This window comes from Streptomyces sp. NBC_00829 (genome assembly GCF_045161795.1).
Taxonomy (GTDB): Bacteria; Actinomycetota; Actinomycetes; order Streptomycetales; family Streptomycetaceae; genus Streptomyces.
Window position 1 is genome coordinate 4,577,731 of the sequence record NZ_CP108867.1, and the last position, 21,489, is coordinate 4,599,219.

Here is a 21,489-nt window from a genome sequence, read left to right on the forward strand (position 1 = left end):
ACACGTCATGCTCGACCACCTCATTCGCTCGGCGACCGTCGTGGACGGCACGGGCGCGCCCGCGTACACCGCCGACGTCGGGATACGGGACGGCCGCATCGCCGCCATCGCCGCCCCCGGAACCCTCGACGAGGAGGCCAGGACCAGCGAGGACGCGTCCGGCCTCATCCTCACGCCCGGGTTCGTCGACCCGCACACGCACTACGACGCGCAGCTGTTCTGGGACCCGTACGCCACCCCCTCCATGAACCACGGCGTCACCACGGTCGCCGGCGGCAACTGCGGCTTCACCCTCGCGCCCCTGAACCCCGACCGCCCCGAGGACGCCGACTACACGCGCCGCATGATGTCCAAGGTCGAGGGCATGTCCCTGGTCGCCCTGGAAGAGGGTGCCCCCTGGAACTGGCACACGTTCGGCGAGTACCTCGACGCCCTGGAGGGCCGGATCGCCGTCAACGCGGGTTTCATGGTCGGCCATTGCGCGCTGCGACGTCATGTCATGGGCCCGGACGCGGTCGGCGGTCAGCCGACCGCCGAACAGCTGGACGCGATGCTCCGGCTCTTCCACGACGCCATGGACGCGGGCGCCTGGGGACTCTCCACCACCCAGTCCTCCACCCACTCCGACGGGGACGGCAAACCGGTCGCCTCCCGCCACGCGAAGCCCGAAGAACTGCTCGCCCTCTCCCGGGCCGTCGCCGAACACGAGGGCACCCAGCTCGAAGCGATCGTCGCGGGCTGCCTGGACCAGTTCGCCGACGAGGAGATCGACCTGTTCGTCGAGATGAGCGCCGCCGCCGGACGGCCGCTCAACTGGAACGTGCTCACCATCGACGCCTCCGTGCCCGAGCGCGTGCCGCGCCAGCTCGTCGCGAGCGAGCGCGCCCGCAAGGCCGGTGGCCGCGTCGTCGCCCTCACCATGCCGATCCTCACCCCGATGAACATGTCGCTGGGCACGTTCTGCGCGCTCAACCTCATCCCCGGCTGGGGCGAGATCCTCTCCCTTCCCGTCCCCGAGCGGATCGAGAAGCTGCGGGACGCGGTCGTACGGGAGGAGATGCTGCGCCGGGCCGACAGCAAGGAAGCCGGAGTCTTCCGCCGCCTCGCGAACTTCGGCCGGTATGTCATCGGCGACACGTACTCCAAGGAGAACGAAGGCCTCGGCGGGCGTGTCGTCAAGGACATCGCCGCCGAGCGCGGCCAGGACGCCTTCCACTGCCTCGTCGAGATCTGCGCCAACGACGGGCTGCGTACGGTCCTGTGGCCCATGCCCACCGACAACGATCCCGCCTCCTGGGAGCTGCGCCAGCAGACCTGGCAGCACGAGGACGTCATGCTCGGCGGCTCCGACGCGGGCGCGCACCTGGACCGGATGTGCGGGGCCCCGTACACCACCCGCTTCCTCGGCGACTGTCTGCGTGGGCGCAGGCTCGTGGGCCTGGAGGAGGCGGTGAAGATGCTGACCGACGACCCGGCGCACCTCTTCGGCCTGCGCGAACGCGGCCGGATCCAGGAGGGCTTCCACGCCGACCTGGTGCTTTTCGACCCGGAGCGGATCGAGGCCGGCCCGGCCACGCTCGTCCACGACCTGCCGGGCGACAGTCCCCGCCTGGACGCGAAGGCGATCGGGATCGTGTCGGTCCGCGTCAACGGCGTCGAGACGATACGGAACGACCAGGTGACGGGCGCCGTGCCGGGCACCGTGCTGCGTTCGGGCCGCGACACGAGGACGGTGAGTACGAAGTGACAGCGCCGCAGCCCCAGAAGCCGCCGCAGAGGCTGTTCATCGGCGGCGAGTGGGTCGAACCCGAGCGCGGGCACTACGAGGTGATCAACCCGGCCACCGAGGAGGTCGTGGGACTCGCGCCCGAGGCGAGCCGCGGCCAGGTGCTCGCGGCGGCGGTCGCCGCCCGTGAAGCCTTCGTGTCCTGGTCCCGTACCGCGCCCGTGGAGCGCGCCCGGATCCTCGACGCCGCCGCCGGCATCATCCAGCGCGAGGCCGAGCCGTATGCCGCGCTGGCCCGCGCCGAGAGCGGTGCGACCATCGCCACCGCGCGCGGCATGCAGGTCGCGGTCGGCGCGGCCCGTTTCCGCCGGTACGCACAGGGCGCGCTGGAACCCGTCGAACAAGGGCTGCCCCCGCAGATCAACCCGGCGGGCCCGATGGGCAGGGCGGGCGTCTTCGGCGCGCTCGCGGTACGCCGGCCGGTCGGTGTCGTCACCTGCATCACCTCGTACAACAATCCCTGGGCCAACCCGGCCGGCAAGGTCGCGCCGGCGCTCGCCATGGGCAACACGGTGGTCGTGAAGCCCGCCCCGCAGGACCCCCTCTCCGTCTACCGGATGGCCGAGGCCCTCGCGGAGGCGGGCGCCCCGCCCGGTGTCGTGAACGTGGTGACCGGCTCGGAACCGGCTGTCGGCGAGGCGGCCGTCGACTCACCGGATGTCGACATGGTCAGCTTCACCGGCTCGACGGCGGTCGGGCAGCGCATCGCCGAGTGCTGCGGGCGCGGGATGAAACGCCAGCTGATGGAGCTGGGCGGGAAGGGCGCGGCGCTCGTCTTCGACGACGCGGACGTGGACTCGGCGGTGAGGGGCATCGGCACCACGTTCTCGTTCTACAGCGGCCAGATCTGTACGGCGCCGACGCGGGTGATCGCGCAGCGCGGCATCTACCCGCGGCTGGTCGAGAAGCTGGCGGCCTATCTGTCGTATCTGAAGGTCGGCGACCCGGCCGAACAGGGCACGGTGGTCGGCCCGGTGATCTCGGCGGCGCACCGGGACCGGGTCGAGTCGTACATCGAACTGGGCAGGAAGGAAGGCGCCCGCCTGGTCGCGGGTGGCGAACGCCCCCCGCTCGACCGCGGCTTCTATGTGGCTCCGACGCTCTTCGCGGACTGCACGAACGACATGCGGATCGTCCGGGAGGAGATCTTCGGCCCCGTGGTTGTGGTGGTGCCCTTCGACGACGAGGAGGAGGGCATCGCGCTGGCGAACGACAGCGACTACGGCCTCATCGACTACGTGTGGTCGGGGGACGTGGCACGGGCGTTCCGGGTCGCCGGTGAGCTGCGCGCCGGCGGTGTCGGCGTGAACACGATCGGCAGGAACATGGAGGCGCCGTTCGGCGGCTTCAAGAAGAGCGGTGTGGGGCGGGACGTGGGCTCGTACGCGCTGCAGGCGTACAGCGAGCTCCAGGCGGTGGTGTGGCCGGGCTGAGCCGGGCCGCCGTGGCGGCACGCCGGTCCGTCTCCGTCGGGACCATCAGCACCTCCCGGGTGAGCGGACGCGTCACCCGGACCGGAGCCGAACCGGCGACTGGTTCCCGCGACTTCCGCGACCCTAACGGTCGCCGAGGAAAACGGGGTTGGTGAAGGCCGCCAGTGGTCCAGGCAGCCCCGGCACCACCGGCGCGCGCCGCACCTCCGCCCGGACATACGTCGCGTACTGGGGCCTCGTCGTCCACTCGATCGTCCCGGCCCCCGACGCCGGCAGCTCCGCCGTGCGCAGCACGCCCTGGTCGGTGACGAAGCGCGCCGAACAGCCCGGCGCGCCGGACACCTCCAGCCGTACCGTCACCGGGGCGTCCTCGTCGACGCGCAGCCGTTCGCCGATCCCCGCGTGTCTGCCGCGCCCGCCGGCCGCCGAGAAGGACAGCGACACCGCCTTCGACTCGGCGACGTAACTCCGTCCCGCCCGGATGCCCTCCAGGATCGCCTCACGGGTCAGATCGTCCGCGAGGACGACGGTCTGCGGGGTGCCGATCGGGTCGGGGTCGCGGTGCGCGTCACTGTTGCCCATCGCAGGGGTCCAGCGCCGCCCGGAACGCGCGGCTGCGACCAGCGTGTTGTCCCAGGCCGCCAGCGAGACCTCGTCATCGGGGGTGTACGCGCCGTTCCACACCTCCACCGCGTCGGCCTCGCCGAAGCCGAACTTCCAGTTGCAGCCGATGCAGGTGGCGTGCGGATGGGCGGGCACGACGAGACCGCCCGCCCGCCGGATCTCGCGTGCGAAGTGCCCGAAACGGTTGTCGCGGGCCCGGTAGCGCCAGTCGACGAACGTCCCCGGGTCGGTCCCGAGCGCGAGGACGTGGCCGTTGCGTGTGGTGACCTCCTCGCCCGTGAGGATCAGCAGGTCGTCGCCCGCCTGATCGGCCCAGTGGGGGTGCGCGGAGTGCGTGTTGTGCTCGGAGCTGTTGATGAAGTCGAGCCCGGCGGCGCGCGCGAGCGCCGCGATCTCGGCGGGCGTGCGCTTCCCGTCGGAGTACCAGGAGTGCAGATGGCAGTCCCCGCGGTACCAGGCACGCCCGCGGCCCTTGGCACGCTCCGGCGGATAGAGGGGCTCGGGGGTGCTGCCGGGCGCGCCGTACCGCAGGGTGACGGTCACCTCGTAGGCGAGCCCCTGCGGCGAGACCGTGTAGGGCCCCAGTGCGATGTGCCACGTACCGGCCTTCACCGGACCCGGGATGTAGCCGGGCGTCGCCTCGTCCGCGCGGATGAAGAACTCCGTGCGCGCCCCGCCCGACCACCCGCGAAAGCCCTTCCCGCCGAGCCCGGTACCACGCTGGTCGAAGATGCCGATGTCGAGTGCGTTGCCGAGGGTGCCGGGCGGGACGACGGGCCGCTCATAGGTGTACGCGACGTGGATCTCGCGAACCCCGCCGGGGACGTCGACCGGCAGATACACGAAGTCGGGCGAGCCGGGCGGCAGCGTGCCGCGCACGACCTTGCCGGGTTCGCCGCTGGTCGGCGCGCCGCCGGCGGGCGCGGCGTTCGCGAAGCTCACGGTGCCCAACGTAATCGCCGCCGCGGCTCCCGTCACGATCAGTCCGCGGCGGTCCATCGCGTGTCGAGGGTGTTCGTCGTCGCACATGCCGTCGGCTCCCCAGGGGTGGTGAGAGGGACAGAAGTGGTGCACTCAAACCCTGGTATTGAGCCGTGAACGGCCGTGCAAGGGAAGGGGGTCGGCGGGTGTCGGCCGACTTGCGGGGGAGGTTTCAGCCGGTCCGCTTCCGCCGCTGCACGATGAGCACGATGACGACGATCAGCGCGACGAGGACGAGCAGCCCGATGACCGCTCCCGCGCCGAAGCCCTTCTTCTTCTTTTTCTTCTTCTTGCTCTTCTTACGGTCCTTGCTGACCGTGGAGGCGTGGGCGGCGGCCTGGGTGTCGGCCTGTGCGGCAGCCTGTGCGAGGGCCGACGACCCTGCTCCCGCCGCCGCGCCGGACGTACGGACGGTCACAGCCGCTGTGGGAGAGGCCGTCGCCTCGGCGGCGGGCGCGCCCGCGAGCAGCGCTCCGGACAGCACCAGTGCGGTGGTGGCGATGCGCAGACGCATCATGGCGTGGAACCTCCCCGTTGTGGCCGAGCCCGGGGGTGCCGGGCTCTCGGCATCTGGCACCGTACGGCATACGTTTGGGCCGCCACCAGAGACGATGACGGAGGTTTCCGTATGCGGATCTCGACCACGATCTTCCTCACGGACGAGACGATCACGCCGGTGCGACTCGCGCGTGAGCTGGAGGAGCGCGGATTCGGCGGGCTCTATCTGCCGGAACACACCCACATCCCGGTGGAGCGCACGACCCCGTACCCCGCGGGCGGCGAACTCCCGCCCGAGTACGGTCGCACTCTCGACCCGTTCGTCGCCCTTGGCCAGGCCGCCGCTGTCACCTCGCGGCTCGGCCTCGGCACGGGCATCACACTCGTCGCCCAGCACGACCCGATCGACCTGGCCAAGCAGATCGCGACCCTCGACCACCTGTCGGGCGGGCGCTTCACGCTGGGCATCGGCTTCGGCTGGAACAAGGAGGAGGCGGCGGACCACGGCGTGGAGTGGACGACGCGCCGCGAACTGGGCCGGGACACCATGGGACTGATGCGCGCGCTGTGGGCGCCGGAACCGACCGGGTACAAGGGCGAGTTCGCCTCCGTGCGGGCGTCCTGCGCCTACCCGAAGCCGGGCGGCGGAGCGCCGCGCACCCTCATCGGAGGCGCGGCGGGCCCGAAGCTCTTCTCCCACATCGCGGAGTACGCGGACGGCTGGCTCCCGATCGGCGGACGGGGACTTACGGAGTCGGTCCCGGCGCTGCGGGCCGCGTGGGAGGCGGCGGGCCGCGACCTTGGTGCGCTGCAGGTGGTGCCGTACGCGGTCCTGCCGACGCCGGGGAAGCTGGCCCACTACGCGGAACTGGGGGTGGAGGAGGTGGTGCTGCAGTTGCCGCCGGGGGACGAGCCGGAGGTGCTGAGGGCGCTGGACGAGTACGGGCAGTACCTGTAGCCGTCGGGCGCGGCGGGCGCCTGAACGGTACGCGCCCCGCCGGCAGGCATCAGCGCGGCGACGGACAGGGCGGCGAGTGCGATGAGGCGTGGCGTCTTCATGTCCCCCGAGCCTGTCGAGGTGCGGGGGCGTGAGGGGGGAGGCACGCGCGAGGCTAGCCCAGAGGGAGGACGCGGGCGCGAGGCTAGCCCAGGGGGAGGACGCGGGCATAGGAGACGGTCAGGGCGGCACCGGCCCGGCACGGTCATGGACGCCGTGACCTCTCTCTGGTCGCGACGCGCTTGGCCGTCGTGGGCGCATGAACAGGCCGGGCGCCTGGTCGACAAGGAAATCGTGGGCGGCGCGCCGGCCGGGCCAGGCACGGTCGCGTCGGGGCCGGGTTCGGACTTGCCGCGGAGGGTGCTTGACGAGTACGGGCAGTCCGTACCGATTGACTTCGGAATACGTTCCGAAGTATGGTCGGGTCATGCTGACGCCTACGGTCACGTTCTCCGAGCTCTCCAAGAATTCGAAGCATGTCGCCGAGAAGCTCGACGAGGCTCACCGGCTGCACATCACGCGCCGGGACGGCGAGGACCTGTACCTCACGACGGCCCGGCACGACCGCGAACGCGAGGAGACCGCCGACATCACGGCCCGTCTCTTCGCCGCTCTGATCGGCTCGGACGGCGGGGCGCGGGCCATACTGCTCGCGCTGCCGTCGGTCTTTCCCTGGGCGCGCCACCTGTCGGACGATGAGATACGGCAATTCGTGCAGGAACTCGTCGACGCGACGAATGACGCCGTCCACCTCGACGTCCATGCCAACCTTCACCGTGTCATCGTCGAATGGCGTGCGACGGCCCGGATTCTGGCCGACCCCGAACTGACCGCGCAGCTCACGCGTCGTCTGCCGGACGAGGACCACGGCGAGGTGGTGGCTCCGTGAGCCCCGAGCGCGGCGATGATGTGGCCCCACCCGCGGCCAAGGGATGGCGCCGGCGGGCGCAGCAGCGGCGGCGGTCAGTACGGCGATCGCGATCAGCCGGTGTGTGGTCATGGTCCTCGAACCTGCCGAAGAGGACGGGCCCGCGCCCGGGAGACGCGCGAGGCTAGCCCAGAGGGAGCAGCGCGGGGTGCGCGAGGAACGCTGACCAGGTGGTGGGGGTGACGGCGAGGTGGGGGCCGCTGGGGTTCTTGGAGTCCCGGATGTGCACGGCGCTGGGGCGTGTGGCGACCTCGACGCAGGCACCTCCCTCGCCGCTGCTGTAGCTGCTCTTGGACCAGTTGAGCTCATTGGTGTTCATCGGTCTCCCAGCATTTTCTCGATCAGGGACAGCGACTCCCGTGGGGTGAGAGCCTGCGCCCGGATAATCCCATAGCGCTCGGCGAAGACGCGGACCTCTTCCGGATCGGTGATCAGCCGAGGGTGCCCGTAGATTTCCGTATACGCGACCTGTTGCCGCCCCTTGGGTGTCAGCAGGATGAACGCGCCATCCAGGCTGGGGTGTTCCTCGCGATCCAGTGGCATCACTTGAAGCTCTACGGTCCGCAGTCGTCCGACGCCCAGCAGTCTGCGCAACTGCTGCCCATGAACAGGGCGCCCACCGATCGGTCGCTTCAGCACGGCCTCCTCCAACACAAAGCTGAAAGTGGGCGCGGGCCATCGTTCGAAGATCTGCTGTCGGGCCAGCCGGTCGGCCACGCGCTTTTCGATGGTCTCTTCGTTAAGCAACGGCCGCCGCTGGGTGAAGATGGCCCGCGCGTACTCCTCGGTCTGAAGCAGCCCAGGCACGGCCTGGTTGCTGTAGTCGTGCAGCGCGACGGCCTCCGCCTCCGCCCGGGCGTAGTCCCGGAACCAGTCCGGATGCCGCGTCCGCGCCTTCGCCTGAGCCTCCCGCACGTCCTCCACCGCCGCCTTGAGCACACCCCCGGCGGCCAGCAACCCATCGGCCCGCACCAGGAAATCGGGCTGAGGCGTCCGTACACCCCGCTCCATCGCGGAGATCAGGTCCTCCCCGCAATGGGCAGCAACGCCCAGCTCGCGCTGGCTCATCGAGGCGTTCTCCCGCAACACCTTGATCTGCTTACCCAGAGCGCTGAAGAGATGCGCTGTCCCGTCCACTTCGGCCGGCCGCTCCGGCCGCTCTTCGGTCATGCCGTACCGCCTTCTCGGGTCACGACCGACCTTCCGTACAGCCCGCCGTCCGTACCCGTACAGTTACCCTGCGTCGCGATCACACTCCTGGTCAGGGTACGGGGAACTGGTCACGCTCGGTGACATGAAATCCGAAACCGTCACCCCCACGGCTGAGTTCACCCAGCGCTTCAGCGCCACCCGCCGGGGCGCCCGCGTGGCCCGCCACCTCGCTGTCCAGCAACTCGACGGCTGGGGCATCCCCTACGGCGGCGACCTCTCCGACTCGGCCGAACTGATCGTCGCCGAGCTGACAGCGAACGCGGTCACCCACGCCCGTGTCCAGGGCCGCGACTTCGAGCTGTGCCTCACGCTCAGCCCGATGACGCTCCGCATCGAGGTCTCGGACGCCCGAGGTGATCGCGAACCGTCCCCGAGGCCGCCCGCCCCCGACTCGGAGACGGGCCGCGGCCTGCTCCTGGTCGACGCGCTGGCCACGAAGTGGGGCACGGCCGACCGCGTCGTGGGCAAGACGGTCTGGGCCGAACTGTCCCGGCGGTGAACATTTCCATCCAGAGGTCGGCCTGTGTACTTTCATCGACCCGTCGGTCATCACCCCGGCCATTGGTGGTTCATCCACGGCGAGGTGAGTTGCTTGCACGTGGGTTAAGTGTGCAGGCGGTGGCCGGGTCTTGAGTGCGGGTGAGATGGGCTTCAGCCGGGGAACTCCAAGCTTTGAGCTCCGAGCCCCCTTTGTGAGGAATGGTTGGTGGATTGAACCCACCCACCCTCCCCAACCCCCGCAGTGCCCACGAGAGTTGACTTTCCGTGTTCAACTTGCCACGCGCTGTCATATGCCTCTAGCGTTCACGGCAATGAACAACCCCGACCGGTGTTAGCAGCACCAGCCGGGGTCTGACCTCCAAGATCGACAAGGACCGATCTCGTGGCTTACCTCAACTCTAGCTGTGCCCTGCCCACCCCCGCGCACCCCATGGCCAGCCCCGGCTACGGCAAGCGCCTCGCCTCCGACGAATCCCCCGGCCGCAGAGGCGACTTCGCACACCTGCCCAAGCGTGAAGCGTCCGTCGCCGCCTTCATCGATCGCCTCCCCGAGGGCGCGGCGATGGATCACAAGACTCTTGCCAAACACATCGCCGACTACGGCCAGGCGGCAATCCGCAGTGCGCTCAAGGCACTTACGAACGCGGGCCATCTGCGCCGGATCAAGGAGAAAGTGGTCCGCGACGACGGGACGCGCTGGGTGACGCGTACGTACTGGTCGCGCACCGCCCGCAGTGCCGAGTGGTGGCAGGAGTTCTGCCGGAGCGTACGAGGCGTGATGCTCGACGCCCTGGACGACGCCCCGGACGGCACTCATGACGACGAGCCGGCCGCCGAGCCTGCCCCGGAGCGCACCACCGCCTACCGGACCCTTGCCGCCCTCGGCCGTACCGACTCCCGGATGACCCTCTCGGCCGCCGACTGTGAGCGGCTGGAACCTCTCGCCGCGACCTGGCTGACGTACGGCGCGAGTGTGACGCACCTGATCCGCGCGCTCACCGACGGACTGCCCGATGCGGTCCACAGCCCGGCGGGGATCGCGAAACGACGACTGGAGGACAAGATGCCGCCCAAGCCCTACCGCGAGCCCGAGACCGTGCTGCACACCGTCATGGTCTGCATGTTCTGCGACACGACCGAGGAGGACGAGCCGCTGATCAACGGCATGTGTGAGGCCTGCCGCAGCGAGGACGAGGACGACATCCCGGCCACGTTCCGCCCCGGGCCCCGTCCGGCAGATGTAGCAGCCCATGCCGACGCTGCACGCATCGCGGCCGGACTGCCGCCGAGGAGTCGCGGATGACCGTGCAGGATGCGCCGGTCAGGGCACCATGGAGGGGAGGAGGCGACGCCATGACCCCCAGGACCACCAAGCCCCAGATGTCCGTCAAGGACTTCGAGGAGCTTGCCCGCCGTGCGCCCGAGTTCGTGCGACTGGAATTCACCAACGGAAAGGTCCAGGTCAAGCCCGTGCCGGACGGCAATCATGGTGAGATCGTCATGTGGCTCATCAGGCGGTGCATGCAGCAGCGGCCGGAGCTGTCGCTGTATCCGGAGCAGGGGCTGAAGGTCGAGGCCCATCGCAAGGGGCGGGCCCGCCCGGACGGCTGCCTGGCTCCTGAGGAGAACTTCGTCGGACAGGGTGAGTGGGCCGAGCCCGGTGGCGTCCTGATGACCGTCGAAGTCACCTCGCGCGATGCGGACACCGACCAGCGCGACCGCGTCGAGAAGCCCGACGGCTACGCGGCCGCCGGTATTCCGGTCTATCTCCTCGTCGACCGTGACGCCTGCTCGGTCACCGTCCACGCCGAACCAGAGGGCGGCTCGTACCGAAGCATCACCACACGCCCTTTCGGCGCCGTTGTCGAGCTCCCCGACCCGGTCGGGATCACGCTGGAGACGCAGAAGCTCAAGGACTACGCCGACTGAATGACGCCTGACGCTGCCGATGCGAGTTGACTACGCGGATGAGTAGCCTCGCCGCTCTCGGCGAGGGACAGCACTTCCGGCGGGCCGCCGCGAGTTGATGCGAGGGGGAGAGGCTGGTCATACGGCCCAGCCTGCGCCCAGCGCCGGGACGGGGCTGCGCCCCAGGGCCGGGACAGGGCTGCGCGCCCCCGGGCCGGGCAGGCCAGCTATTTCCCCGACCCTCGCGCTCGTATGCTCGGCTCATGACCTCTCACCAGCCCGAACCCGCCGCACGCCCCACCGCGAACGCCATGCGCCGCGCCCTCAGGCGCGCCAGGGACGGGGTGGCGCTGGATGTCGCCGAGGCCGCCGTCCTGTTGCAGGCGCGCGGGGACGATCTCGTCGATCTGTGCGCGTCCGCCGCTCGCGTGCGGGATGCCGGGCTGGAGGCCGCAGGCCGCCCCGGGGTCATCACCTACTCCAAGAGCGTGTTCATTCCGCTCACCCGGCTCTGCCGCGACAAGTGCCACTACTGCACCTTTGCCACCGTCCCCGGCAAGCTCCGCCGGGCCGGGCACGGGATGTTCATGTCGCCCGACGAGGTCCTCGACATCGCCCGGCGCGGGGCCGAACTCGGCTGCAAGGAAGCGCTGATCACCCTCGGGGACAAGCCCGAGGACCGGTGGCCCGAGGCGCGGGAGTGGCTGGAGGCCGAGGGGTACGACGACACCCTCGCGTACGTGCGGGCCATGGCGATCCGCATCCTGGAGGAGACCGGGCTGCTGCCGCATCTCAACCCGGGGGTCATGACCTGGACCGACTTCCAGCGGCTCAAGCCCGTGGCGCCGTCCATGGGCATGATGCTGGAGACCACGGCGACGCGGTTGTGGAGCGAACCGGGCGGGCCGCACCACGGGTCGCCGGACAAGGAACCGGCCGTCCGGCTGCGGGTGCTGGAGGACGCGGGGCGCAGTTCCGTGCCGTTCACCAGCGGGCTGCTGATCGGGATCGGCGAGACATACGAGGAGCGTGCCGATTCGCTGTTCGCGCTGCGGCGCATCTCCCGTGCGTACCACGGCATCCAGGAACTGATCCTGCAGAACTTCCGCGCCAAGCCGGACACGGCGATGCGCGGGATGCCGGACGCCGAGCTGGACGAGCTGGTCGCGACCGTCGCCGTGGCCCGCCACATCATGGGGCCTTCCGCCTGCCTCCAGGCGCCGCCCAACCTGGTGGCGGGGGAGTACGCCCGGCTGATCGGCGCGGGCATCGACGACTGGGGCGGGGTCTCGCCGCTGACGCCCGACCATGTCAACCCCGAGCGGCCCTGGCCGCAGATCGAGCTTCTTGCCGAGCAGTCTGCGGCCGTCGGTTTCGAGCTGCGTGAACGCCTGTGTGTGTACCCGGAGTTCGTCGAGCGCGGCGAGCCCTGGCTGGACCCCCGGCTGCTGCCGCACGTGCGGGCGCTGGCCGACCCGCAGACCGGCCTGGCGAAGCAGGACGTCCTCCCGGCCGGTCTGCCCTGGCAGGAGCCCGACGAGGGGTTCACCTCCGCGGGGCGCACCGATCTGCACCGCACGATCGACACGGAGGGCCGGACCTCCGACCGCAGGGACGACTTCGACGAGGTGTACGGGGACTGGGAGGCCCTGCGCGAGGCCGCCGTGCCCGGCATGGTGCCCTCCCGTATCGACACGGACGTCAGGGCGGCCCTGAGCACCGCCGCCGACGATCCGACGAAGCTCACCGACGACGAGGCCCTCGCCCTGCTGCACGCCGACGGGCCCGCCCTCGACGCGCTCACCCGGATCGCGGACGAGCTGCGGCGCGATGTCGTCGGCGACGACGTGACGTACATCGTCACCCGCAACATCAACTTCACCAACGTCTGTTACACCGGCTGCCGTTTCTGCGCCTTCGCCCAGCGGCGCACGGACGCCGACGCCTACACCCTGTCGCTGGACCAGGTGGCGGACCGGGCCGCGCAGGCCTGGGACGTCGGCGCGGTCGAGGTGTGCATGCAGGGCGGTATCCACCCCGACCTGCCGGGCACGGCGTACTTCGACATCGCGCGCGCGGTGAAGGAACGCGTCCCCGGTATGCATGTGCACGCCTTCTCGCCGATGGAGGTCGTCAACGGCGCGACCCGCACCGCTCTTTCGATCAGGGAATGGCTCACCGCCGCCAAGGAGGCGGGGCTCGACTCGATCCCGGGGACCGCCGCGGAGATCCTCGACGACGAGGTCCGCTGGATCCTCACCAAGGGCAAGTTGCCGGCCGCCACCTGGGTCGAGGTCGTGAGCACGGCGCACGAACTGGGCATCCGTTCGTCCTCGACGATGATGTACGGGCATGTGGACCAGCCACGGCACTGGCTCGGGCACTTCCGCACGCTGGCCCGGATCCAGCAGGAGACGGGCGGTTTCACGGAGTTCGTGACGCTGCCGTTCATCCACACCAACGCGCCCGTCTATCTGGCGGGCATCGCCCGCCCCGGCCCGACCACCCGGGACAACCGCGCCGTCACCGCCATGGCACGCCTTCTCCTGCACCCTCACATCACCAACATCCAGACCAGCTGGGTGAAGCTGGGCGCGGACGGCGCTGCCGAGATGCTCCGCTCCGGGGCCAACGACCTCGGGGGGACGCTGATGGAGGAGACCATCTCGCGGATGGCGGGCTCCGGTTACGGCTCGTACCGCTCGATCCGGGATCTCGTCGCGATCGCCGAGGCGGCGGGCCGGCCGGCCCGGCCGCGTACGACGCTGTACGGCGAGGTGCCCGAGGAGCGGGTGAGCGCCGCCGTCGCGTCGGACGGTCATCTCCCGGAGCTGCTGCCGCTGCTGCCAGACTGACCGCATGAGTGCAGGAGGAGCCGCGCGTCTGTCCGTCCAGGAGCTCATCGAGGCCGCCAGACGGGCGAGTTTCGTCGGGCGCTCTGATGAACTGGCCGCGTTCCGCGGCACCTTCGATCTGCCACCGGGAGACGCGAGACGGCGCTTCGTCTTCCACATCCATGGCAACTCCGGCGTCGGCAAGACCTCCCTCGTCCGCGAATTCGCGGAGGCGGCGCGCGAGCGACAGGCGCTGGTCGCCGTCCTCGACGAATCAGCGACCGGGGTGCCGGAGGCGATGGAGGAGCTCTGCCACCTGTTCGCCGGGCAGGGGTACCCGCTCAAGGCTCTCGACAAGCTGCTGGCGACCTATCGCCAGCGCCGGTACGAGGCGGAGTCGGCCGCCGCCACGGCCACCGCACCCGACCCGCAACAGGGCCCCACGGCCGGGTCGCTCGCCGCCGCCCAGGCCGGGCTGATCGGTCTGGGCATGGTCCCGGGTGTCGGCGCGCTCGCCGGAGCCGTGGAACCGGCCCAGGTCGCCCGCGGGGCCACCGCGGTGAAAGCCCTGCTCAGCGCCCGCTTCGGCAAGCAGGAGGACGTGGAACTCGTCCTCGACCCGCTGCGGGTGCTCACGCCGGTGCTGGTCGCCGAGCTGAACCGGGTCGCGGCCGATCTCCCCTGGCTCGCGCTGTTCTTCGACACCTATGAACGCACGGGCCCCTTCCTCGACTTATGGCTGCGCGATCTGATCACCAGCAGGCGCCACGGACTGCTCCCCGGGAATGTCGTCGTCACCCTCTCCGGGCAGCAGCCGCTCGACCCCGCCTGCTGGGCGGACCATGCCGCCTTCGTGGCCGACCTCCCGCTCGCCCCCTTCACCGAGGCCGAGGCCCGCCGGCTCCTCACCGCCAAGGGTGTGACGGACGAGCAGGTCGTACGAGAGGTGCTCACGCTCTCCGGCCGGCTGCCCGTCCTTGTCTCGACCCTCGCCGAGAATCCGGGAGCGGTCGACGACCCCTGTGCCACCGCCGTGGAGCGCTTCCTCAAGTGGGAGCAGGACCCGGTCCGCCGCGCTGCCGCGCTGGACGGCGCGTTGCCGCGCCGGCTCAACGAGGACGTGCTCGGCGCGGCCGTCGAAGGGGACACGGAGGGGCTGTTCACCTGGCTGCGCGGGTTGCCGTTCGTCAGCGACCGCGGGGGCCGTGCGCAGTACCACGACGTCGTACGGGACCCGATGCTGAGGCTCCGGCGCAACAGCTCGCCGGAGAGCTGGCGGGCCGGACACACGCGGCTGGCCCAGGCGTTCGGCGGCTGGCGCGAAGCGGCCGAGGAGGGCCTTGAAGCGGACCAGCGCTGGGGGCAGGACTCCTGGCGGGAGCTGCGTGTCGAGGAGCTGTACCACCTGCTGTGCGCGCGGCCGCGTCCCGCGCTGGCCGCCGCTCTGCGGGACGGGATCGACGCGTGCGACGCGGGCGCCGTCACGGCCCGGCACTGGGCCCGGACCGTCGCCGACGCGGGCGCCGACGGCGACAGCGAGCTGCTGCGGGCGCTGGGAGGCGCTGCGCTCTCGGCCCTGGAGGACGAACGGCGCCGCGGCACAGGGGCGCTGGGCCTGATCCTGGCCAGGCCCGAGCCGGACGAGGAGACACGGGTGGCGGCGCTGGTCGTCCGGGGCCGCGACCACCGCAATCTGGGGGAGTGGCAGGAGGCGCTGCGCGACTACCGGCGGGCGATCGAGCTCGACGCGGACTGCCGGCGGGCGCGGTTCGGACTCGGAGAGACATACCGCCTGGTCGGGCGGTACGACGAGGCACTGGCGGAGTTCGAGCGCGCCCTCGCGCTCGATGCGGCCGACACCTGGTCGCTCGCCAGCCTCGCCCAGACCAAGCATGTGCTGGGCCGCACCGAGGAGGCGCTGGCCGACCTGGACCGGGCGATCGACGCCAGGCCCGGACATGTGTGGGCGCTGGTGCGCAGGGCCCAGGTCCGGCGCGCGCTCGGCGACAGCGAGGGCGCCCTGGCGGACATCGGCCGGGCCCGCGAACTCGACCCGGGGAACGTGTGGATCCTGGGGGAACTCGGCTGGATCCTGCGCCATGCCGGCCGTTACGAGCAGGCGATCGCCCACTTCGACCGGGCGCTCTCGCAGGATCCGGCGTACGCGTGGGCGCTGGGCAGCCGGGCGATGACCAAGCACGCGCTGGGCAGGACGGAAGAGGCGCTGGCGGACCTGGAGAGCGCGCTGGAGCTGGACCCCGGCTACCTGTGGGCGCTGCTGAGGCGGGTCGAGATCCATCGCGAACGCGGTGACACCCTCAGGGAGTTCGTCGACCTCGACCGGATGGTGACACAGGCGCGGTCCAAGGAGTGGGCGCTGTCGCAGCGCGGTTACGCCCATGCGCTGGCGGGACGGTACGAGGAGGCGGTCGCCGACTACGGCCTGGCGCTCGCGCACCATCCTGGGTACGCCTACGCGTATGTCTCGCGCGGCCGGGCGTACGAACGGCTGCACCGCCACGAGGAGGCGCTGGCGGACCTCGACCGTGCGCTGGAGCTGGAGCCCCGGCAGGCTTTCGCGCTCGTGGCGCGGGCAGGGGTGCGACGTGCCCTCGGTGATCTTGAGGGTGAACTCTCCGACCTCGACCGGGCGGTGGAGATCGCCCCGGACAACCAGTCCCATCTGACGCTGCGCGAGGAGGCACGGTGCCGGGCCGGGGCGATGGGGGACGGCGGCCGGAGGCGACTGCCGGACGAGTGAACCGGGCGCCGACCCGACGAGTGATCCCGGCGCCGACCGGACGAGTGATCCCGGCGCGGACCGATCGCCGTGTCCGGTTCGCGGATGGGCCCGTCCGCGAACCGGACACGGCGATCGGTGAACGGTTCACCTACTCGCGTCCGTATCCAAGCGACGTGGCACGCGTCATGGCGATCAGGCGGGGCATTCCGGGCAGCCGGGACGACGCGGCCGTCCTGCGGTGAAGAGTGATTGGATCCGGCCTGATGTACGACCGGCCACTTTCCGTTCCGGTTCTGAAGTGATCTGGCGCGGTCGATTACAGTGCTTCGCCAGGCATACGTTCGATGTCCAGGGAGGGGCGCGCGGTGAGCGCAACAGGTACTGCCGTGTGGGGCCGTGCCGAGCAACAGGACTTCCGCGCCCGGGTGCGCGGTGCCCTGCTCGGCGGTGCCATCGGCGACGCGCTCGGCGCCGGTGTGGCCGCGCTGACACTGGAGGAGATACGCGAGGCCCACGGCGCGGACGGAGTCCTCGACCTGGTGCCCGCCCACGGCCGCCGGGGGGCCGTCACCGCCGCCACCCAGCTCACCCTGTTCACCGTCGACGGGCTCATCCGCGCGCAGGTCCGCCGGGACACCGGCGCCTGGCACCCGCCCACCGATGTGCACCGCGCCTATCTCAGATGGGCCGCCACCCAGCGCGACTGGGGTCCCGACGAACGCCGCAAGGACAACGGCTGGCTCGCCCGCGAGGAGTGGCTCTACACCCGCCGCGGTCCGGCCGGGCCCTGTCTCGTCGGGCTTGCCGACGAGGCCATGGGCACGCTCGAAGCACCCAAGAACCCCACCGCGCGCGACGCGGGCGCGCTGGTGCGCTCGACGCCGTTCGGTCTGCTCGTCGGCTGGGAGCCGCAGCTGGTGTGCCAGCTGGCCGTGGAGTGCGCGGCCCAGACGCACGGCCATCCGACCGCGTACCTCTCGGCCGGGGCCTTCGCCGTCATCGTGCACGGCCTGGCCCGCGGTGAGAGCCTCGACGGGACCGTCCAGCGCGCGCTCGCGCAGCTCGCCGCGCGTCCCGGGCACCAGCCCGTCACAGACGCGCTCAAGCACGCGCTGGGCGCCGTACGGCAGGGCATTCCGAGCCCCGCGAGGATCGCCGAGCTCGGAGAGGGCCACAACGCCGAGGAGGCCCTGGCGATCGCCGTCTACTGCGCCCTCGTCGGCGAGGACATCCGGCACGGTCTGCGGCTCGCGGTCAACCACGACGGCCCCTCGGACACCACCGGCTCCGTCACCGGCGCGCTGCTCGGTGTGCTGCACGGCGAGACGGCCCTGCCGCCGGCCTGGCTCTCCGAGCTGGAGGGGCGGCCCACCATCCTCGAACTCGCCGACGACTTCGCGATGGAGATGACCCAGGGCCCGGCCCTGCACGGCCCCACGGTCTCCTCGACGGGCTGGCTGGCCCGCTACCCCCGCACCTGAGGGAGGGGGAGGGGCGTCGGCGTACGGAGTCGAGCCACCGGCGCAAGCATGAGGGCCGGGCTCCCCCGGGAGCCGGGCCCCTGCGACACAACGAGCGCGTCAGCCGTCCGCGCCCTGCCTAACGCATCAGCTCACCCGCGTTGACGAGCAGCGACTGACCCGTGATCGCCCGCGCCCGGTCCGAGGCGAGAAAGGCCGCGGCCTCCGCGACGTCCCTGTCCGTCGCCAGCTCGGGCAGCGCCATCCGCTCGGTGAGCCGCCCGAGCACCTCGTCCTCGGGCACCTTCTCGGTGTGCGCGGTGAACCGGACGTACGCCTGGACGGGCGGCCCCCACATCCAGCCGGGCAGTACCGTGTTCACGCGGATCCGGTCCGGGCCCAGCTCGCGTGCCAGCGAGTACATCGCCGAGGTCAGCGCCCCCTTGGACGCCGCGTACGCCGCCTGCCACACCTGCGAGGGGGCGGCCACCGCGGACTGCGTCCCGATGATGACGACCGAACCGCCGCGCTCCTTCAGTGCCGGCAGGCAGGCCCGGGTCATCCGCAGGGTGCCGAGCAGGTTCACGTCGATGACGCCCTGCCAGGTGGTGAAGTCCGCGTCCGCCAGCCCGCCGAAGCAGCTGTCCCAGGCGGCGACATGGACGACCGCGTCGATCCGGCCGAAGCGCTCCCGTGCGAGCGCGGCCAGCGCCTCGCACTGGGACTCGTCGGTGATGTCCGTGGACCGGTGGGCCGTGCGCGAGCCGTCGGGGTCGATCTCGCCCGCCGTCTTGGCGAGGTTCGCCTCGGTCCGCGCGCCGAGGACCGCGTTGCCGCCGTCCCGTACGACGGCCGCGGCGATCTGGTGGCCGAGTCCGGCCCCGACGCCGGAGACGATCACGGTCTTCCCCTGCAGCAGCATGGTGGGCTCCTTCGGCAGCCGGCCGTACCTGACGGAGCGTCAGGGTACGGGCCGGGGAATACGGAAGGAAGAGCGCCGACGGCGTCACCGCGCGCCGTGCCGAGCGGCAGGCCTGCCGGCGTGGCATGCCGCGGCGTGTCCTGTTTCGCGCCAGGGGCGGCTGTCCGGGCCGCCTTTCGGCTGCCTCCCCCTCCACAGCTGATGCACCATCAGATAGACCGGAGGGATGACAGACGACACGCGCAGCGAGGTGTACGCGGAACTGGCGGGCGTCGGCCCCTACGGTGTCCGCCCCGGCCACGCCCTGATCACCATGGTCGAACCGCACCCTGGCCATGAGTACGCGTACAACCGCTGGTACGAGGACGACCACTACTACGCGGGAGCCATGGCCATGCCCTGGATGTACGCGGGGCGGCGCTGGGTCGCCACCCGCGACCTGCAACGTCTGCGCTACCCCGAGAAATCCGCGGTGGCCCGGCCCGTCACCGCCGGCTGTTACATCTCCACGTACTGGATCACCGACGGCCGCTACGCGGACCACATGAAGTGGACCGTCGGCATCAACAAGAGGCTGAACCGGGACGGACGGGTCTACCAGGACCGCACCCATGTCTTCACGGCCTTCCAGGACCACGAGGCGACCGTCTACCGGGACGGGGCCGCGGGCCCGCGCGACTATCACGCGCTGGACCACCCGTACGCGGGCCTGGTGGTCGAGGTCATCGACGCGGACGGGCCCGGGCAGCGGGCGGAACTGCTGGAGTGGCTGCGCTCGAAGCATCTGCCGAAGCGGCTCGCCGGCTCCCCCGCGGCGATGGTGACGCTTTTCAGGCCAACTCCCCTGCCCGGTGACCGGATGACCTATGTGAAGCAGGTGGAGGGCGTGGACACCCGGCTGACGCTGCTGTGGTTCCTCGAGGAGGACCCGAGAGAGCGCTGGGAGTCTTCGTTCGCCGGTCTCGACGCGGCGGTCGTCGAATCGGGTCTCGGACGGGTGGAGCTCGTGGCTCCCTTCATTCCCACGGTCCCCGGCACCGACCTCTACGTCGATCAACTGCGCTGAGACGGAGGCGGGTGGGGGGATGGCCGTGGGGGCATGGCCGAGCCCCCTCGGCCGGGACGGCGGACCAGTCGAGAGGGCTCTGATGGGTGGAGCGCTGTGCTGTGTCGTTTCGCTCTGCTGGATGTTGCCCGCTTCACGGTGCGGCTATGCGCACTCCGCGGCGGGGGGCTCAGCCGAGATCGAAGGAGCCGTGCCCCACTTCGTTCACGAAGGCGTTCCACGACCCGGGGACGAAGGTGATCGAGGGGCCCGAGGGGACCTTGGAGTCCCGCACGGCGACCGTCTGCACGACGGGGGACTTGACCTCTACGCATGCGCCGTTCCCTGTGGAGTACGAGGACTTCGTCCAGGTATCCGTGGCGCCCTGAAGGATTGCCATGTTCGCTCCGCTTCGGCAAGTGGTGTGATGTGCGCCAACGTTCTTGCTGGCCTGATCGACGCTACTCGCCGCGATGGGGGTGCGAGTCGGGCATTCACTCGACCGGATGGCATATTCCATGTGACTCTTCCGCCGCGAGGTGGCTGGGGTGTACCGTACGGTCCCCCTCGCGGCCCTGGCCGCTCCGGCGGCCTTGCGGGGTGCCCTTCAGCGGGCGTACTCCTTGGCGATGCCGGCGATGAACTGCCTGGTCTGCTCCACATTCAGAGCCTGGGCGCGCAGATGCTCGTACATGACGCTGTACTTCTGCACGTCGTTGGCCTTCTCCAGATACAGATCGCTCGTGACGCCCTCGATGTAGACGACGCTCGAGTCGGAGGCGTCCGGGAACTCCAGGATCGCGTACTGGCCGTTGATGCCCGGGTGCGCGCCCATCTCGAAGGGCAGCACCTGCACGGTCACGTGCGGCATCTGGGACAGCTCCACCAGATGCTCCAACTGCTCGCGCATCAGGTGCCTGTCACCCACGAGACGGCGCAGCGCGGCCTCGTCGATCACCACCCACAGCCGCAGCGGGGGCTCCGCGTCCTTGATCCGCTCCTGGCGGCGCAGCCGGACACTGACCCGTTTCTCCACGTCGGACGTCCCGCTCTCCGGCAGGGCGCCGGCGATCAGGGCCTCGGCGTACCGCCGGGTCTGCAACAGGCCGGGGACCACCTGGGGTTCGTACACCCGAAGGCTGGCCGCGTCGGTCTCCAGGCCGATGTAGACGCTGTACGGGATGTCGCCGAAGGCGTGCCACCAGCCCTGCTGGCGGGAGTCCTTGGCCATTTGCATCAGCGAGTCGACGATCCGGTGGTCCTCGACCTCGTACACCCCGCACAGGTCGCGGACATCGCGCTGGCTGATGGAGCGGCGGCCGTTCTCAAGGCGACTGATCTTCGACTGGGAGACGAGCAGCCGCTCCGCCACCTCTTCGGCCGTCATGCCCTTCAGTTCCCGGAGCCGACGCAGCTCCTGGCCCAATCGGCGTCGCCTGACGGTGGGGTTGACGTTGGACGCCACGGAAACTGCACCTCCGGCTGCGTAGCTGAGCGTATCTACCGCTCAGCAGACTGCCACCAATGGTCGTGGCTGCGCTGCGAAATGGCTACACAGGCGGCACGCGCGAACGCGCGGAGCAGCCGAAGTCGGCTGCTCCGCGCGTTCCGTGCGGC

18 protein-coding genes are annotated in these 21,489 nt (G+C 70.8%); 11 read left to right on the top strand and 7 right to left on the bottom strand.

Annotation, left to right across the window (positions count from 1 at the left end; translation table 11 throughout):
* The first annotated feature begins 7 nt into the window (after window positions 1–7).
* Window positions 8–1,747: an amidohydrolase family protein gene (locus tag OG293_RS20200; RefSeq protein WP_406000179.1), complete on the top strand. Its 1,740-nt coding sequence runs from the start codon at window positions 8–10 to the stop codon at window positions 1,745–1,747.
* On the top strand, window positions 1,744–3,219 hold the full coding sequence (locus OG293_RS20205) for an aldehyde dehydrogenase family protein (RefSeq protein ID WP_406000180.1): 1,476 nt from the start codon (window positions 1,744–1,746) through the stop codon (window positions 3,217–3,219). The genes OG293_RS20200 and OG293_RS20205 overlap by 4 nt, the downstream gene beginning before the upstream one ends.
* A gap of 123 nt (window positions 3,220–3,342) precedes the next feature.
* Here the strand turns inward: OG293_RS20205 and OG293_RS20210 are convergent, their stop codons facing one another.
* Both OG293_RS20210 and OG293_RS20215 read right to left on the bottom strand, forming a co-directional pair.
* Window positions 3,343–4,872: a CehA/McbA family metallohydrolase gene (locus OG293_RS20210; protein WP_406000181.1), complete on the bottom strand. Its 1,530-nt coding sequence runs from the start codon at window positions 4,870–4,872 to the stop codon at window positions 3,343–3,345.
* Between the two features lie 124 nt (window positions 4,873–4,996).
* Window positions 4,997–5,341, bottom strand: a complete 345-nt coding sequence (locus OG293_RS20215) for a hypothetical protein (protein WP_406000182.1) — start codon at window positions 5,339–5,341, stop codon at window positions 4,997–4,999.
* Window positions 5,342–5,452: 111 nt separating this feature from the next.
* On the opposite strand from OG293_RS20215, the gene OG293_RS20220 reads away from it, so the two are divergent.
* Window positions 5,453–6,280 (top strand): LLM class F420-dependent oxidoreductase, encoded by an 828-nt coding sequence (locus OG293_RS20220; RefSeq protein ID WP_406000183.1) that lies wholly within the window; start codon window positions 5,453–5,455, stop codon window positions 6,278–6,280.
* A 466-nt stretch (window positions 6,281–6,746) separates the two neighbouring features.
* Window positions 6,747–7,208 (top strand): prevent-host-death family protein, encoded by a 462-nt coding sequence (locus OG293_RS20225; protein WP_406000184.1) that lies wholly within the window; start codon window positions 6,747–6,749, stop codon window positions 7,206–7,208.
* Window positions 7,209–7,371: 163 nt separating this feature from the next.
* Here OG293_RS20225 and OG293_RS20230 read toward each other — a convergent pair whose 3' ends face one another.
* Together OG293_RS20230 and OG293_RS20235 are read right to left on the bottom strand one after the other, a co-directional pair.
* Window positions 7,372–7,566, bottom strand: coding sequence for a DUF397 domain-containing protein (locus OG293_RS20230; protein WP_406000185.1), 195 nt, complete (start codon window positions 7,564–7,566; stop codon window positions 7,372–7,374).
* Window positions 7,563–8,417 (bottom strand): Scr1 family TA system antitoxin-like transcriptional regulator, encoded by an 855-nt coding sequence (locus OG293_RS20235; RefSeq protein ID WP_406000186.1) that lies wholly within the window; start codon window positions 8,415–8,417, stop codon window positions 7,563–7,565. The genes OG293_RS20230 and OG293_RS20235 overlap by 4 nt, the downstream gene beginning before the upstream one ends.
* A 124-nt stretch (window positions 8,418–8,541) precedes the next feature.
* On the opposite strand from OG293_RS20235, the gene OG293_RS20240 reads away from it, so the two are divergent.
* The 6 genes from OG293_RS20240 (at window position 8,542) to OG293_RS20265 (ending at window position 17,926) form a co-directional block, all read left to right on the top strand.
* The gene (locus OG293_RS20240) at window positions 8,542–8,958 is read left to right on the top strand and encodes an ATP-binding protein (protein ID WP_406000187.1); all 417 of its coding nucleotides are present in this window, start codon (window positions 8,542–8,544) and stop codon (window positions 8,956–8,958) included.
* A gap of 384 nt (window positions 8,959–9,342) precedes the next feature.
* On the top strand, window positions 9,343–10,263 hold the full coding sequence (locus OG293_RS20245) for a hypothetical protein (RefSeq protein ID WP_406000188.1): 921 nt from the start codon (window positions 9,343–9,345) through the stop codon (window positions 10,261–10,263).
* A gap of 50 nt (window positions 10,264–10,313) precedes the next feature.
* On the top strand, window positions 10,314–10,889 hold the full coding sequence (locus OG293_RS20250) for a Uma2 family endonuclease (protein WP_406000189.1): 576 nt from the start codon (window positions 10,314–10,316) through the stop codon (window positions 10,887–10,889).
* 242 nt (window positions 10,890–11,131) lie between these two features.
* Window positions 11,132–13,723, top strand: coding sequence for a bifunctional FO biosynthesis protein CofGH (locus tag OG293_RS20255; RefSeq protein WP_406000190.1), 2,592 nt, complete (start codon window positions 11,132–11,134; stop codon window positions 13,721–13,723).
* A gap of 4 nt (window positions 13,724–13,727) precedes the next feature.
* Entirely contained in the window at window positions 13,728–16,463 is a 2,736-nt protein-coding gene (locus tag OG293_RS20260; protein ID WP_406000191.1) for a tetratricopeptide repeat protein, read from the top strand.
* A gap of 347 nt (window positions 16,464–16,810) precedes the next feature.
* The gene (locus tag OG293_RS20265) at window positions 16,811–17,926 is read left to right on the top strand and encodes an ADP-ribosylglycohydrolase family protein (RefSeq protein ID WP_406000192.1); all 1,116 of its coding nucleotides are present in this window, start codon (window positions 16,811–16,813) and stop codon (window positions 17,924–17,926) included.
* 118 nt (window positions 17,927–18,044) lie between these two features.
* On the opposite strand, the gene OG293_RS20270 is transcribed toward OG293_RS20265, so the two are convergent.
* Window positions 18,045–18,827, bottom strand: a complete 783-nt coding sequence (locus tag OG293_RS20270; protein ID WP_406000193.1) for an SDR family oxidoreductase — start codon at window positions 18,825–18,827, stop codon at window positions 18,045–18,047.
* Between the two features lie 226 nt (window positions 18,828–19,053).
* Between OG293_RS20270 and OG293_RS20275 the strand changes: the two genes are divergently transcribed.
* Entirely contained in the window at window positions 19,054–19,893 is an 840-nt protein-coding gene (locus OG293_RS20275) for a hypothetical protein (RefSeq protein ID WP_406000194.1), read from the top strand.
* A 169-nt stretch (window positions 19,894–20,062) separates the two neighbouring features.
* Here the strand turns inward: OG293_RS20275 and OG293_RS20280 are convergent, their stop codons facing one another.
* Both OG293_RS20280 and OG293_RS20285 read right to left on the bottom strand, forming a co-directional pair.
* On the bottom strand, window positions 20,063–20,272 hold the full coding sequence (locus OG293_RS20280) for a DUF397 domain-containing protein (protein WP_406000195.1): 210 nt from the start codon (window positions 20,270–20,272) through the stop codon (window positions 20,063–20,065).
* 207 nt (window positions 20,273–20,479) lie between these two features.
* The gene (locus OG293_RS20285) at window positions 20,480–21,337 is read right to left on the bottom strand and encodes a helix-turn-helix domain-containing protein (RefSeq protein WP_406000196.1); all 858 of its coding nucleotides are present in this window, start codon (window positions 21,335–21,337) and stop codon (window positions 20,480–20,482) included.
* Between the last annotated feature and the right edge of the window lie 152 nt (window positions 21,338–21,489).